Raw genomic sequence first — 13270 nt, forward strand, 5'->3', positions numbered from 1 at the left:
AGTGAATGACTCATTCCTGGCGTCCGGCGCCAGGAATGAGTCATTCACTGCATCGGAGCCGGGGCGACTTGGCCGGGCCGGGGTCAGTTGCCCGGCTTGATGGAGATCGACGTCGGCGGGGCGTTCAGCGAGGACGTCGGGGTGGTCTCCGAGTTTCCCGGGCCGACCGGGATGTTCGGGGCCGTCGTCTGGCCGCCGCCCCCGCTGCCGCTGTCGCTGAACAGGAAGATCGCGCCCACGATCAGGCCGGCCACCACGACCAGGCCCAGGGCGAGGAAGATCCACTTCTTGCCACCACCGCTCGTCGGCTGGTGGAACGCGCCCGCGCCGCCCGCGGGCATCGGGGGGCGCAGCCGCATCGGGTCCTGGCCGTAGCCCTGCGGGGGCATCCCGGGCTGCTGCGGGTAGCCGTACCCCGGGGGCGGCCCCTGTGGCATCCCCTGGGGCGGGCCCTGCTGGGGATAGCCGTAGCCGGGCGGCGGCCCCTGCGGTGGCATGCCCTGCGGCGGCATCCCCTGGGGCGGCCCCTGCGGTCCCGGCTGCTGGCCGTAGCCCGGCTGCTGTCCTCCGTACGGCTGCACGGGGGCCCCCTCTCCCTGCGGTGCGCTGTTCTGGTGCGGCCCCTGTTGTACCTGACCGGAGCGCTGCGGCGCGGGGATTCCACCCGAATTGGACCCGGGAGGCCCCGGTGGGGTGTCGGACGCCGCCTGGGCGCCGAGCGCGCGACGGGCGGCCGCGATCATCTCGACGCAGCTGGGGTAGCGGTCGGCCGGGTTCTTGGCCATGCCGCGGCGGATGACCTCGTCGATCGCCGGCGGCAGCGCGACGGCGCGGGAGATCGCCGGCGGATCACCGTTGAGGTGGCCCTTGATCACCGTCGGCACGTCACCCTTGAACGGCGGGCTCCCCGTCAAGCACGCGTACAGGACGCACGTCAACGCGTACTGGTCCGTGCGCCCGTCCAGCGGCTCGCCGCGCAGGTGCTCGGGCGCCGCGTACGTCGGCGAGCCGAGGAAGTCGCCGCCGCGCGTCCGGTGTCCCGTCGCGCCGCGGCGCGTCAGCCCGAAGTCGGCGACATACACGTGCTCGCGCGAGGTCTCCTTCTTCGTCACGAGCACGTTGGCCGGCTTGACGTCGAGGTGGACCAGACCACGGTTGTGCAGGGTGTCGAGGGCGTCCGCGACCTGGTCGAGCATCGTCAGGGTGCGCGCGGGCGCGATGGGACCGCCCGCGATCAGGTCGGCGAGATCACCGCCGTCGACCATCCGCATGGCGATGTAGAGCATGCCGTCGAGCTCGCCGAAGTCGTACAGCGGCACGACGTTGGCGTGGTCGATCGCGGACGTGTTGCGCGCCTCGTCGACGAACCGTTCACGGAACTCGGCGTCGGTCCCGAGGTGGTCACCGATGACCTTGAGCGCCACCTTCCGGCCCAGCCGCACGTCGGTGGCCTTGTAGGTCACACTCATGCCGCCCTTGCCGAGCACGCCGTCGATGCGGTAGTTGCCCAGCCGGCGACCGGTGAGGTCCCCCGACACATCGCCTGTCACGCCCGGCAGCCTAACGTCCCTGGTTCGGAGCCTGCCGGGGGTTCGCCAATCGGGTGATGCGCGTCGTTACGAGACCTTCCGCACCTCGGCGGCCTGGCTCCGCCCGTCACGCCCGGACTGGACTTCGAACTCGACGCGGTCGCCTTCGTCCAAAGTGCGGAATCCGTCGGCCTGAATGGCCGAATAGTGCACGAACACGTCCGGCCCCTCGGTGGATTCGATGAACCCGTAGCCCTTTTCCGAGTTGAACCATTTGACGGTGCCGACAGCCACGGCGCCCTCCCTCAGCACAAAGGATCCGCTGGCCCGAGCGGATGCCAGCGGCGGAAGTGCCAATCACGCTACCGGAATTATTCCCCTCGGCAATGGGCAATTCGTCCGAAGATCACACGCGGGAAAGGCGGCTGTTGCGCGCTTGCACGAGCACCGTCCCAGGACCCGCGAAGTCGACCGCGAGCCCTTCACCCGTGCGCAGCGACTGCGGTCCGCCGGGGTCGAGCGCCCGCAACCGGCACTGCACGGTGTCGGGGTAAGCCAGCAGGTAGTCCGGCCGGACGGTCACCAGCTCCCCCTTGCCCAGCTCGAACGCGTCGACCGGGCCGGGCGCGGCCAGCACGAGGGGCCCGGTCCCGCTGTAGTGCTCGAGGAACCCGGAGTCGGCGCCGAAGAGCTGCTGCAGCGGCACCCAGTTCGGGTCGTGCCGGACCGAAGACGGCCGCACCAGCACGGCCTCGCGGTGCACCGACCAGCCGGTGCCGCCGCCCAGGTCGAGCGGGTAGACGTCGCCGGGGCGCAGCGGCGCGAAGTCGATCCAGCCGCCGTCCGAAGGCGCGGTGTAGACGACCGCCGTGGACTTGCCCGCGCGGACGCCGCCGCGGCCCGCCGGTGCCTCGGTGACGCCGAAGCGGCTGGCGAGCAGCGTCTCCGGCGCGGCCTGCACGGACTCGCCCGGGTCGAGCAGGACGCGGGCGACGCCGAAACCGGGCGTGTGCCGGGTCTGGACGCGCATCAGCGGGACGGGACGTGCGAGACGATCCAGCTGACCAGCGCGGACGGGTTGCGCGTCTGCGTCATGATCTGACCGGGACCGACGAAGTCGAACACGAGACCCTCGCCGCTCTTCATGGACTGGATGATGCCCGTCGCGACCTTCCGGATCTGGTACTGCACGGTGTCGGCGTACGCGACGACGTGCCCGGTGTCGACGGTGACCATTTCGCCCTGCTGCAGGGTGATGGTCTCGACCGCGCCGTAGCAGGCGACGAGCAGCTGGCCCTGGCCGGTGGCGTGCGTCAGGAACCCGCCTTCGCCGCCCATCAGGTTCTTCATCCCGCCCCACTTGGTCTCGGTCTGCACGCCGTGCGACGACGCGAGCCAGCAGCCGCGGGTGACGGCCCAGCCGGTGCGGCCGTCGAGGGGGATCACCTGGATGTCGCCGGGCAGGTTGGCCGCGACGTCGACCCAGCCGCCGTTCTGCGGCGCGGTGAAGGTGGAGATGAAGAAGGACTCGCCGGAGAGGAACGCGCGGCCCAGGCCCTTCATGATCCCGCCCTGCGACTGGGACTGGACCTGCACGCCGTAACTGGTGGCCATCATGGCGCCGGACTCGACCTGGCACGGCTCGCCGGGCGCCAGCATCAGCCGGGCGACGGCGAACGAGGGCTGTTGACGGACTCCGACCTGCATGCGTGCTCCCCTGTGGCGTGCTCTCGACGGGGCAGAGTCTTGCACGAGCGCCGAACGCGGGGAGGATGGTCCGGTGATCTCCGTCGACGACTACCGCGACCGGGTTGCCGCGCTCCTGGGCACCTCCCCCGCGACCGCCCTGCCCCTCGCCGCCGCGGCCGGCCTCGTGCTGGCCGAGGACGTGCGGGCCGGCGTTTCCCTCCCGCCCTTCGACAACTCGGCGATGGACGGCTACGCGGTGCGCGCCGCCGACGTCGCCGAAGTCCCGGTGACCTTGCCGGTCGCCGACGACATCCCGGCCGGCCGCGTCGACGTCGGGACGCTGGAGCCGGGCACGGCGCACCGGATCATGACCGGCGCTCCGCTGCCGCCCGGCGCGGACGCCGTCGTGATGGTCGAGGACACCGACGGCGGCACCGAGACGGTGACGATCTCCGCCGCGGCCAAGGAAGGCGCGCACATCCGGCACTCCGGCGAAGACGTCCTCGAAGGCACCGTCGCGCTGCACGCCGGGACGGTGCTGGGCCACTCGCAGCTGGGCCTGGCCGCCGCGGTCGGGCTCGCCGAGGTCCTCGTGCACCGGCCGCTGCGGGTGGTGGTCGCCTCGACCGGCACCGAGCTGATCGACGCGCCGGCGCCGCTGCGGCACGGCCAGATCTACGAGTCCAACAGCGTGATGCTCGCCGCCGCGGTCCGCGACCTCGGCTGCGAGGTGGAGGTGGTCCGCAGCGTCGTCGACGACGTCGAGGAGTTCACCAAGGTCATCGAGCCGAAGCTGGCCGGCGCCGACCTGCTGGTCACTTCCGGCGGGGTCAGCGCGGGCGCGTACGAAGTCGTGAAGGACGCGCTGACCGGCCAGGGCGTCGAGTTCGCGAAGGTCGCGATGCAGCCGGGCGGGCCGCAGGGCTGCGGCCGCTGGCAGGGCGTGCCGGTGGTGACGTTGCCCGGCAACCCCGTGAGCGTCCTCGTGTCGTTCGAGGCGTTCCTGCGCCCGGCGCTGCTGGCGGCGATGGGCCACACCGACGTCTCGCGCCGGCGGGTGCGGGCCCGGCTGACCGAGGCGATGTCCTCGCCGGGCGGGCGCCGCCAGTACCGCCGGGGCGTGTTCACGCCGTCCGACCGGGAGGTCACCGGGGTCGTCGGGCCGCGCGGCGGGCCGGGCTCGCACCTGCTGGCCGCGTTCACGCAGGCCAACTGCCTGATCGTGCTGCCGGAGGACGTCACGTCGGCAGCGGTTGGCGACGAGGTGGACGTCCTGCTGCTCTGACCGGGAAGTCGCGCAGCTTCCGGTACGGCGCGAGCAGCGGGAGCGCCGCGATCAGCAGCACGGCGGCGACCCAGAGCGTCTCGCGGACGCCGATCGCCTCACCCAGCGCGCCGCCGAGCACCCCGGCCAGCGGGATCGTGCCGTAGGCGACGAGGGAGGCGCTCGAGGTGATCCGCCCGAACAGCTCGGGCGGGCAGTAGCGCTGCCGGAACGTCGCGGTCAGCACGTTCGAAGCGACGACACCCGCGCAGACGCCGAAGTCGGCGAGCACGAACAGCACCAGGCCGCCACCCGGGCCGGCGAGCGGGCCGAGCAGCATCATCGGGGCCGCGAAAGCCTCGCAGAGCAGGAACGCCCGCGCGGCGCCGAAGCGCGCGCCGAGCCGGCCGGCCAGCACCGCGCCGACCACCCCGCCGGCCGCGGCCAGCGCCAGGACCAAGCCGACGAGGCCGGGCCCGGCGCCGAGCGTGCGGGACAGGAAGACGATCTGGATCGAGGTGTACCCGGTCAGCGCGAGGTTCGAGGCGGCGGCGAACGCCATCATCGACCGCAGGTACCGGTCCCCGGCGACGAACCGCAGTCCTTCGGCGATCTGGCTCCGCAACGGCGTGCGCGCGGGCGGGACGACGGACTCGCGCACCCGGATCGCTCCGACGCACAGCACGGAGATCCCGAAGCTGACCGCGTCCGCGAGGATTCCGCTGACCGGGCCGAACGCCTGCGCCAGCAGCCCGGCCAGGCCCGGCCCCGCGACCTGCGTCGCGGACTCGCTGCCCTGGATCTTGGCGTTGGCGCCCAGGAGTTCGTCCTGGCCCACCAGCGCCGGGAGGTACGCGCGGTAGGCGAGGCTGAAGAAGACCTTGGCGGTGCCGCCGAGCAGGGCCGCGCCCAGCAGGTACGGCATGGTCAGCGCGCCGAAGGCCGCCGCGACCGGGACACTGCCGAACACCGCCATCGACACCGTGTTGCAGACCAGCATCACCGGCCGCTTCGGCAGCCGGTCGACCCACGCGCCGGCGGGCAGCCCGACCACCAGCCACGGCAGCCACGCGACCGCGGTCAGCACGCCGACTTCGAAGGTGCTTGCCTGCAGCGTGAGCACCGCGACCAGCGGCAACGCCGTGCTCGCGACCATGCTGCCGAGCATGCTCGTGGTCTCGCCGGCCCAGAGCAGCCGGAAGTCCCTGTTCCCCCAGAGCCCCTTCACGGCTTGCCCAGCGAAGCCCGCGCGGAGAAGAAGACCGGCCGGCGTTCGACGCCGTCGTCCGGGAGGGTCCGGTCCCGGTACTCGGCGACCATGGCGACGATCCGCTCGTTGAGTTCTTCCAGTTCGGCGACGGAAAGCCGGTTCCAGCCGTCGATGCTGAACCAGGCGTCACGCCACTCCGGCGGGTAGGTCTCGCGCTTGGCCAGCCATTCGCGGGCGACGGCGTGCTGGTGGTCGAGGGTCAGCACCTCCGCCGCCTGGGCGATCGGGTCGTCGGGGAAGTCCTGCGCACCCCACTTGATCGCGCTGGAGGTCCGCCGCCACCACCGTTCCCGGCGATCCCGCGCCAGCTCGGGCGCCTCTTCGACCAGTTCGCTGGCGGCCAGGACCTTGAGGTGGTGGCTGACGTTCCCCACCGCCTGGCCGGTCTGCGCCGCGAGCGTCGAAGCGGTCGCCGGGCCGTCCAGGTGCAGCACGTCCAGCAGACGGCGACGCAACGGGTGCGACATCGCGGCGAGCGCCTTCGAGTCCCGGATCTCGCGGACGTTCTTCTCTTCCATGGCGCACAAGAGTAGTTGTACAAGAGTTCTTGTGCAATGACTCTTGTACAAGTGCTCGCGTAAGCTCCCGCCATGGGTTTCGTCGCATGGGTGATCTTCGGCGCGATCGTCGGCTGGGCGGCGAACCTCGTCGTCGGCGGCCGCGACCGCCGCCGGCAGGGTTGCCTGGTCAGCGTGGTCGTGGGCGTGATCGGCGCGGCGCTCGGCGGGCTGGTCTACCGGCTCGCGACCGGCCAGGCGAAGACGTTCGACTTCGACTTCCCCAGCTTCGGCGTGGCCGTCCTCGGCGCCGTCGTGCTGCTGGCGATCCTGCGGCTCGTGAGCGGTCTCGGCCGTCGACCGGGTGACCGTTCGTAACTTTTGCCGGACGAATCGTCATCCATGCCCGTTTCCGGAGCTAAAATGCTGCCTCACGCGCATCGCCCGGTGGCCGGGTGCCTGCGCCGTCGGGGGGCGGAGGCACCCGGCCGCGTTTCTTCGCCGCGATGACGACGTCGACGGCGTGCTCCGGGTCCACCAGCCGCGGCATCGGCACCTCTTCGATCTCCCGGCACCACGCACCCAGAAGCTCGTCCAGGCGAGCCTCGGCGGGATCGCGGTGCTCGGTCATCGGTCCCCTCACAAGGTCTCGTGGCAGCGCCCCGAACGGCGTCGACTACTCGGTGTTGTCGCCGGATTCGACTTTGCGTTACCGGGATGTGGCCGCCCCCACCCGCACCGGGGACACCCTCACGAGGGAGCCGACCAGGGGCGCGCGCCGACCCTCACCTGGGGCAGCGGTAGCGTGGTGGCGCCCGTACGCGGCCGCCGGACCCCGGCGGCGACGCCTCCTTCCGACACGAAACCAGGGGACCCGACCATGAGCGGCACCCGGCCGGAGCCCGGCGCCAACCCCGTCGCCCACGCCCTCCAGCTCGCCCGCGAAACGCTGCCGCCGATGCACCCCGCCGGCCGCCCGTTCGTGGCCGGCGGCGCCGTCGCGACGCTGCTCGCCCGCCGGTTCTCCAAGCGCCTCGGCGTCCTGGGCGCGCTGACGACCGTGGCGATGGCCGCGTTCTTCCGCGAGCCGAAGCGGGTCCCGCCGCCGCGTGACGGCGTCGCGCTGGCCTCGGCCGACGGCATCGTGTCGCTGATCGAGGAAGCCGTCCCGCCCGCCGAGCTCGGCCTGCCCGCCGAGCCGCGGATGCGCGTGTCGGTGTTCCTCTCGGTGTTCGACGTGCACGTCCAGCGCGTGCCGGCGAACGGCGTGATCGAGCGCGTCGCCTACCGCCCGGGCAAGTTCCTCTCCGCCGACCTGGACAAGGCCAGCGACGACAACGAACGCAACTCCGTGCTGATGCGCACCGAAGACGGCCACGAGCTCGTCGTCGTGCAGATCGCCGGGCTGGTCGCGCGCCGCATCCTCTGCGAGATCCGCGAGGGCGACAAGGTCGGCGCCGCCTCGACCTACGGCATCATCCGCTTCGGCTCGCGGGTCGACCTCTACCTGCCGCCGGGCTCGACGGTGCTGGTCAGCAAGGGCCAGCGCACGGTCGGCGGCGAAACCGTGATCGCCGAACTCCCTGCCGCGCCTGCGAAAGGCTGATCGATGGTCCGCGTGACCACCCCCGGCGTCCGGCTGCTCCCGAACGCCATCACCGTCCTCGCGCTGTGCGCGGGCCTGTCGGCCGTGCAGTTCGCGCTGACCAAGAACTACGCGATGGCGATCGCCTCGATCGGCATCGCGGCGGTGCTCGACAGCCTGGACGGCCGGATCGCCCGCCTGCTCGACGCGACGTCGAAGATGGGCGCCGAGCTGGACTCGCTGTCCGACGGCATCTCGTTCGGCGTGGCGCCGGCCCTGGTGATCTACGTGTGGCAGACCGGCGCGGACCGGATCGGCTGGGTGGCGTCGCTGATCTTCGCCGTCTGCATGATCCTGCGGCTGGCCCGGTTCAACACGCTGCTGGACGACACCGAGCAGCCGGCGTACGCGGGCGAGTTCTTCGTCGGCGTCCCGGCGCCCGCGGGTGGCCTGCTGGCGATGCTGCCGCTGGTGGCGTGGCTGCAGTGGGGTGACGGCTGGTGGTCGTCGCAGTGGGTCGTGTGGGCGTGGACGGTCGCCATCGCGGCGCTCCTGATCAGCCGCATCCCGACGCTCTCGCTGAAGACGGTCAAGGCGCCGGCCAAGGCGATCGCGCCGCTGCTGCTCGGCGTCGCCCTGCTGGCCGCGGCCATCATCCAGTTCCCGCTGGTCGCGCTGATCGCGGCAATGATCCTGTACCTGGCGCACATCCCGTACTCGGTCTACCGGCACCGCTGGCTGGCCGCGCACCCCGAGGCCTGGACGGTCCCGCCGCGCGAGCGCCGAGCGATCCGCCGGGCCTCCCCGCGCCGCCTGGGCCTGCGACGTCCGCTGCGCCGCCGGGTGGCGGGCGCGGCGATGCGCGCGGTCCGCCTGCCGCGCACCGGCGAGACGGTCCGCACCCCCCGCGCCAGCGAAAACGGCCAAGGCCCGCGGCGCCGCTCCTGGCGCCAGATCGGCCTCCGCCGCAAGTAAGCCCGTGTCGCCCCGCCAATCACACGTGATGCCCCCTCAATCACGCGAGATCCCCTTCCAATCACACGAGTTCCGTCCCCAATCACGCGAGATCGTTCCCGGATCACGCAAGTCACGCCCCTGATCACGTGAACCGACCCTCTGGGTACGCGAACCGACCCTCTGGGTACGCGAGTTCGCCGTTCCGGTACTGCGATCACCCGTGATCCGAGAGGCATCACCCGTGTCCAGCCGGGCATCACGTGTGATCGAGGGGGCATCACCCGTGATCGGAGGGTCGACACGCGTGATTGAAGAGACGACACGGCTTCCTCCTCCTGCCGGGCCGCCGGATCGCTAGGGTGAACGGCGTGAGCCACCCGCAGATCACGCTGACCGTCCGGCACACGCCGTCCGCGCTGGACACCCGCCGCGGCGTCGTCCGGTTGCACCCCGAGGTCCTCGACGCGCTCGGCCTGCGGGCCTGGGACGCCGTGCACCTCACCGGTGCCCGGGTCAGTGCCGCCCTCGCCGCGCCCACCGACGAGGCCGACGTGCCCGGCATCGTCCTCACCGACGACGTCACCATGTCGAACCTCGGCGTCACCGAGGGCGCCGAGATCGTGGTCGCGCCGGCCGACGTCTCCGCGGCGAAGACGGTGACCGTCGCCGGGTCGCGGCTGGCCAGCGTCTCGGTCAGCCCGCACATGCTGCGGCTCGCCCTGATCGGCAAGGTCCTGACCGTCGGCGACGCCGTTTCGCTGCTGCCGCAGGACCTCGCGCCGACGCCGGGGTCCGACCCGGCCGGCCTGCGCGGCCAGCTGTCCCGGGCGATCGGCGCGACCTGGACGAACGAGCTGCTCACCGTCACCGCGACCGAGCCGGCCGGCACCGTCGCGGTCGGACCGTCCACAGTGGTCGTCTGGCGCGACGGCGCGCGGCCGGCGCCCGAGCCCGCCGCGCCCCGGGCGGCGACCGCGCTCGTCCGCACCTCCGCCGTCACCGCGGCCGAGGAGTGGATCGACGCGGAGATCGTCGAAGACGAGGTGGCGGTCGAGGAGGCCGTCGAGCCGGCCGTGCCGCTGGCCGACCTCATCGGCACCGAAGCGACCGCGCGCAAGCTCGCCGAGTGGTTCGACCTGGCGTTCCACCGGCCCGAACTGCTCGCCCGGCTGGGTGCGCCCGCCCACCTCGGCGTCCTGCTGTCCGGCCCCGAGGGGGTCGGCAAGGCGACGCTCGTCCGCTCGGTCGCGAACGAATCCGACATCCGCGTGGTGCCGGTGGCCGCGCCGAACCTCGCGGTGCTGGACCCGAACGTCGCGGTCGCGCGCCTGCGCGAGGCGATCCGCAAGGCCGAGGGCCCCACGGTGCTGCTGCTCACCGACGTCGACGCGCTGCTGCCCGCGGCCACGCCGCCGCCGGTCGCCACCGTCGTGCTGGAGGAGCTGCGGACGGCGTTGCGGCGCGAGCGCTTCGCCGTCGTCGCGACGACGGCCCGTGCGGAGTCCGCCGACCCGCGGCTGCGCGCCGCCGACCTGCTGGATCGCGAGCTCGGCCTTGCGCTGCCGGACGCGAAGACGCGCCGCGAGCTGCTGAACGTGCTCCTCCGCGACGTCCCGCTCGACACGGGCATCGACTGCGGCGTCCTCGCCGAACGGACGCCGGGGTTCGTCGCCGCGGACCTGATCGCGCTGCGGCGGGACGCGGCGCTGCGGGCCGCGTTGCGCCAGCGTGACGCGGACGAACCGCGGATCTCGCAGCAGGATCTCCTGGACGCGCTGGCCACCGTCCGCCCGGTGTCGATGTCCACTTCGGACAACCTGGCCACCGGCGGCCTGACCCTGGACGACGTCGGCAACATGGTCGACGTCAAGCAGTCGCTCACCGAGGCCGTGCTGTGGCCGCTGCGGTACCCGGACTCGTTTGCCCGGCTCGGCGTCGAGCCCCCGCGCGGCGTGCTGCTGTACGGCCCGCCCGGCGGCGGCAAGACGTTCCTCGTGCGCGCGCTGGCCGGCACCGGCGCGCTGAACGTCTTCGCGGTCAAGGGCGCCGAGCTGATGGACAAGTGGGTCGGCGAGTCCGAGCGCGCGGTGCGCGAGCTGTTCCGCCGAGCCGCCGAGGCCGCGCCGTCGCTGATCTTCCTGGACGAGATCGACGCGCTGGCCCCGCGCCGCGGCCAGTCGTCGGACTCCGGCGTCGCCGATCGCGTGGTCGCGGCGCTGCTGACCGAGCTCGACGGCGTCGAGCCGATGCGCGAGGTCGTCGTGCTGGGCGCGACGAACCGGCCGGAGCTGGTCGACCCGGCGTTGCTGCGGCCGGGCCGGCTGGAGCGCCGCGTGTACGTGCCGCCGCCGGACGCCGAAGCCCGCGCGGCGATCCTCGTGGCCAGCTCGAAGAACACGCCGCTGGGTTCCGATGTGGACCTCGCCGAGGTCGCGTCCATTCTGGACGGTTACTCGGCCGCCGACTGCGCGGCGCTCATCCGTGAGGCGGCGCTGACGGCGATGCGCGAGTCCCTGGAGGCCCGCGAAGTCACCGCGGCGCACCTCGACGCGGCCCGCAAGACGGTCCGGCCGAGCCTCGACCCGGCCCAGCTCGCGACGCTGGAGGCCTACGCCCACGCCCAGGCCGGCGACTGACCCACTTGGCGCAGCAAAGCCGCACTTTCACGTGAAAGTGCGGCTTTGCGCTGCGAAGTGGGTGGGTCAGCTGCCCTTGTGGCCCGACTCGTAGTTGTTCGTCACGATGACGATCACGCCCGGCGTCGCGTCCTGTATCCCGGCGAAGCGGGGCTCGGCCTTGAAGCCGAACTCCTGGGCGAGCTGCTTGGCCGCCGCTTCCTCGTCGGTGCCCGGGCGGTAGTACGCCGTGGTCGCCGGGATGATGCCCTGCGAATAGTTGCTGACCTCGGTGACGTTCCAGCCCGCGCCGGTGAAGTCGTCCTTGGCGCGCGCGGCGAGGCCCTTGATCGTCGAGTTGTTGAACACCCGGACGGTGACCCACTTGTTCGACGCCTGCTGGTCACCCGGCTGCCCCTGGCCCGGCTGCCCCGGTTGCCCCGGCTGCCCTGATGTCGGCTGGCCCGGCGTCGGCGAGGTGGACGGCGGCGCGGGCGACGTCGGGTTCGTCGACGTCGAGCTCGGCGGCGGAGAAGACGGCGAGGTCGGCGGCGACGCACTGCCGGACGTGCCCGGCGGGGTGGTCGTGCCGCTCGGCCCGGCTTCGTTCGACCCGCCGCCGCTCAGCGCGGAGACGCCGCCGATCACCGCCGCGATGATGGCCACCCCGATCAGGGCGACGCCCGCGGCCTTCATCGGCCGGGACATTCCCGAAAACACGCTCATTTCAGCTCGATCCCCAGTCGCCGGGCACCACGTTTGCGCTGACGGGCGGCCCGCGTCTTCTGCAGCCGCCTCACCAGCATCGGGTCGGCTTCGATCGCCTCCGGCTTCTCCAGCAGCTTGTTGAGCAGCTGGTAGTAGCGCGTCGCGGACAAGTCGAAGCGTTCGCGGATGGCGTTCTCCTTCGCCCCGGCGTGTCGCCACCACTGGCGCTCGAAGGCGAGGATTTCGACCTCGCGTTCGGTCAGGCCGGGCACGGGCTTCGGCGGCGACGGCTGCGGCTCAGCCATCGACTCCGCGGCGTCCATCCGGGTCCCTCTCAATCGGGGTTCTGGCGAATCGGATCAAGCTCTTCCGCGGGCGTCATTGAACCACGGAAGCGCACGCCGACGTGGGCATCCGCTTCGGCGCGTCACGGTCTGATGCAGGTCTACCAGAGGGGTCCGACTAAAATGTGCCGCCGTGACCATCCACCCCATCGTGATCGCCGGCGAACCCGTGCTGCACCAGCCGACTCGGGAGATCACCGAGTTCGACGAGAAGCTGCGCACGCTCACCGACGACATGTTCGAGACGATGTACGCCGCCGAGGGCGTCGGCCTCGCGGCCAACCAGATCGGCCTCGACCTGCGGGTGTTCGTGTACGACTGCCCGGACGACGAAGGCGTGCGCCACAAGGGCCTGGTCGTGAACCCGAAGCTCGAGACGTCGGAGATCCCGGAGACCATGCCGGACCCGGACGACGACTGGGAGGGCTGCCTGTCGGCGCCCGGCGAGTCGTACCCGACGGGCCGCGCGAAGTGGGCGAAGGTGACCGGCTTCGATCTTGACGGCAACCCGATCGAGGTCGAGGGCACCGGCTACTTCGCGCGGTGCCTGCAGCACGAGACCGACCACCTGGACGGGTACATCTACCTCGACCGCCTGGTCGGCCGCCACGCCCGCGCGGCGAAGAAGATGCTGAAGTCCAACAAGTGGGGCGTCCCCGGCCTGTCGTGGCTGCCCCCGAAGACCCCCGAGGACGACGGCGCCGTCATCTGACCACCCGGCCCCGAGCGCCCCAATGTGGCCTTCGGTGCGTTGAACGCACCGAAGGCCGCCTTGGGTGCGTTCAACGCAACCAAGGCCACATTGGGGCGCT

Annotated in this window: 15 protein-coding genes; 6 read left to right on the forward strand and 9 right to left on the reverse strand. The window is 72.1% G+C overall.

Annotation, left to right across the window (positions count from 1 at the left end; genetic code table 11):
* Window positions 1-83 precede the first annotated feature (83 nt).
* The 4 genes from AB0M83_RS46645 to AB0M83_RS46660 all read right to left on the reverse strand — a co-directional run bounded on the left by AB0M83_RS46645 (window position 84) and on the right by AB0M83_RS46660 (window position 3236).
* A complete protein-coding gene (locus AB0M83_RS46645) occupies window positions 84-1550 on the reverse strand; it encodes a serine/threonine-protein kinase (protein WP_364528614.1) in 1467 nt (488 codons plus the stop codon).
* A gap of 66 nt (window positions 1551-1616) precedes the next feature.
* Window positions 1617-1823: a cold-shock protein gene (locus AB0M83_RS46650; protein ID WP_284749612.1), complete on the reverse strand. Its 207-nt coding sequence runs from the start codon at window positions 1821-1823 to the stop codon at window positions 1617-1619.
* Window positions 1824-1935: 112 nt separating this feature from the next.
* Window positions 1936-2559 (reverse strand): AIM24 family protein, encoded by a 624-nt coding sequence (locus AB0M83_RS46655; protein ID WP_364528617.1) that lies wholly within the window; start codon window positions 2557-2559, stop codon window positions 1936-1938.
* Window positions 2559-3236 carry a TIGR00266 family protein gene (locus tag AB0M83_RS46660; RefSeq protein ID WP_360683371.1) on the reverse strand — a complete coding sequence of 226 codons (678 nt, stop codon included), beginning with the start codon at window positions 3234-3236 and terminating at the stop codon, window positions 2559-2561. The genes AB0M83_RS46655 and AB0M83_RS46660 overlap by 1 nt, the downstream gene beginning before the upstream one ends.
* A 73-nt stretch (window positions 3237-3309) precedes the next feature.
* Here AB0M83_RS46660 and glp point away from each other — a divergent pair, with 73 nt between their 5' ends.
* Window positions 3310-4503 (forward strand): gephyrin-like molybdotransferase Glp, encoded by a 1194-nt coding sequence (gene glp / locus AB0M83_RS46665; protein ID WP_364528620.1) that lies wholly within the window; start codon window positions 3310-3312, stop codon window positions 4501-4503.
* Here glp and AB0M83_RS46670 read toward each other — a convergent pair.
* The gene (locus AB0M83_RS46670; RefSeq protein ID WP_364528623.1) at window positions 4457-5710 is read right to left on the reverse strand and encodes an MFS transporter; all 1254 of its coding nucleotides are present in this window, start codon (window positions 5708-5710) and stop codon (window positions 4457-4459) included. The two genes, glp and AB0M83_RS46670, sit on opposite strands and share 47 nt — an antisense overlap.
* On the reverse strand, window positions 5707-6270 hold the full coding sequence (locus AB0M83_RS46675) for a helix-turn-helix domain-containing protein (RefSeq protein WP_364528626.1): 564 nt from the start codon (window positions 6268-6270) through the stop codon (window positions 5707-5709). The genes AB0M83_RS46670 and AB0M83_RS46675 overlap by 4 nt, the downstream gene beginning before the upstream one ends.
* 72 nt (window positions 6271-6342) lie before the next feature.
* Here AB0M83_RS46675 and AB0M83_RS46680 point away from each other — a divergent pair, with 72 nt between their 5' ends.
* The gene (locus AB0M83_RS46680) at window positions 6343-6627 is read left to right on the forward strand and encodes a GlsB/YeaQ/YmgE family stress response membrane protein (protein WP_364528629.1); all 285 of its coding nucleotides are present in this window, start codon (window positions 6343-6345) and stop codon (window positions 6625-6627) included.
* Between the two features lie 40 nt (window positions 6628-6667).
* On the opposite strand, the gene AB0M83_RS46685 is transcribed toward AB0M83_RS46680, so the two are convergent.
* Entirely contained in the window at window positions 6668-6880 is a 213-nt protein-coding gene (locus AB0M83_RS46685; RefSeq protein WP_364528631.1) for a hypothetical protein, read from the reverse strand.
* A 249-nt stretch (window positions 6881-7129) separates the two neighbouring features.
* Here AB0M83_RS46685 and AB0M83_RS46690 point away from each other — a divergent pair, with 249 nt between their 5' ends.
* The 3 genes from AB0M83_RS46690 (at window position 7130) to AB0M83_RS46700 (ending at window position 11427) form a co-directional block, all read left to right on the forward strand.
* Complete coding sequence (locus AB0M83_RS46690; RefSeq protein ID WP_364528634.1) at window positions 7130-7855, forward strand: phosphatidylserine decarboxylase; 726 nt, start codon at window positions 7130-7132, stop codon at window positions 7853-7855.
* Window positions 7856-7858: 3 nt separating this feature from the next.
* Complete coding sequence (gene pssA, locus AB0M83_RS46695) at window positions 7859-8809, forward strand: CDP-diacylglycerol--serine O-phosphatidyltransferase (protein ID WP_364528637.1); 951 nt, start codon at window positions 7859-7861, stop codon at window positions 8807-8809.
* A gap of 350 nt (window positions 8810-9159) precedes the next feature.
* Entirely contained in the window at window positions 9160-11427 is a 2268-nt protein-coding gene (locus AB0M83_RS46700; RefSeq protein ID WP_364528640.1) for an AAA family ATPase, read from the forward strand.
* Window positions 11428-11493: 66 nt separating this feature from the next.
* Here the strand turns inward: AB0M83_RS46700 and AB0M83_RS46705 are convergent, their stop codons facing one another.
* Window positions 11494-12132: a LytR C-terminal domain-containing protein gene (locus tag AB0M83_RS46705; protein ID WP_364528643.1), complete on the reverse strand. Its 639-nt coding sequence runs from the start codon at window positions 12130-12132 to the stop codon at window positions 11494-11496.
* Complete coding sequence (locus tag AB0M83_RS46710) at window positions 12129-12437, reverse strand: DUF3263 domain-containing protein (protein WP_364528646.1); 309 nt, start codon at window positions 12435-12437, stop codon at window positions 12129-12131. Before AB0M83_RS46710 ends, AB0M83_RS46705 begins: the two co-directional genes overlap by 4 nt.
* Window positions 12438-12591: 154 nt before the next feature.
* On the opposite strand from AB0M83_RS46710, the gene AB0M83_RS46715 reads away from it, so the two are divergent.
* Entirely contained in the window at window positions 12592-13170 is a 579-nt protein-coding gene (locus tag AB0M83_RS46715; RefSeq protein WP_364528649.1) for a peptide deformylase, read from the forward strand.
* The last annotated feature ends 100 nt before the right edge of the window (window positions 13171-13270 follow it).

The organism is Amycolatopsis sp. NPDC051106, from assembly GCF_040682775.1.
Classification (GTDB): domain Bacteria; phylum Actinomycetota; class Actinomycetes; order Mycobacteriales; family Pseudonocardiaceae; genus Amycolatopsis.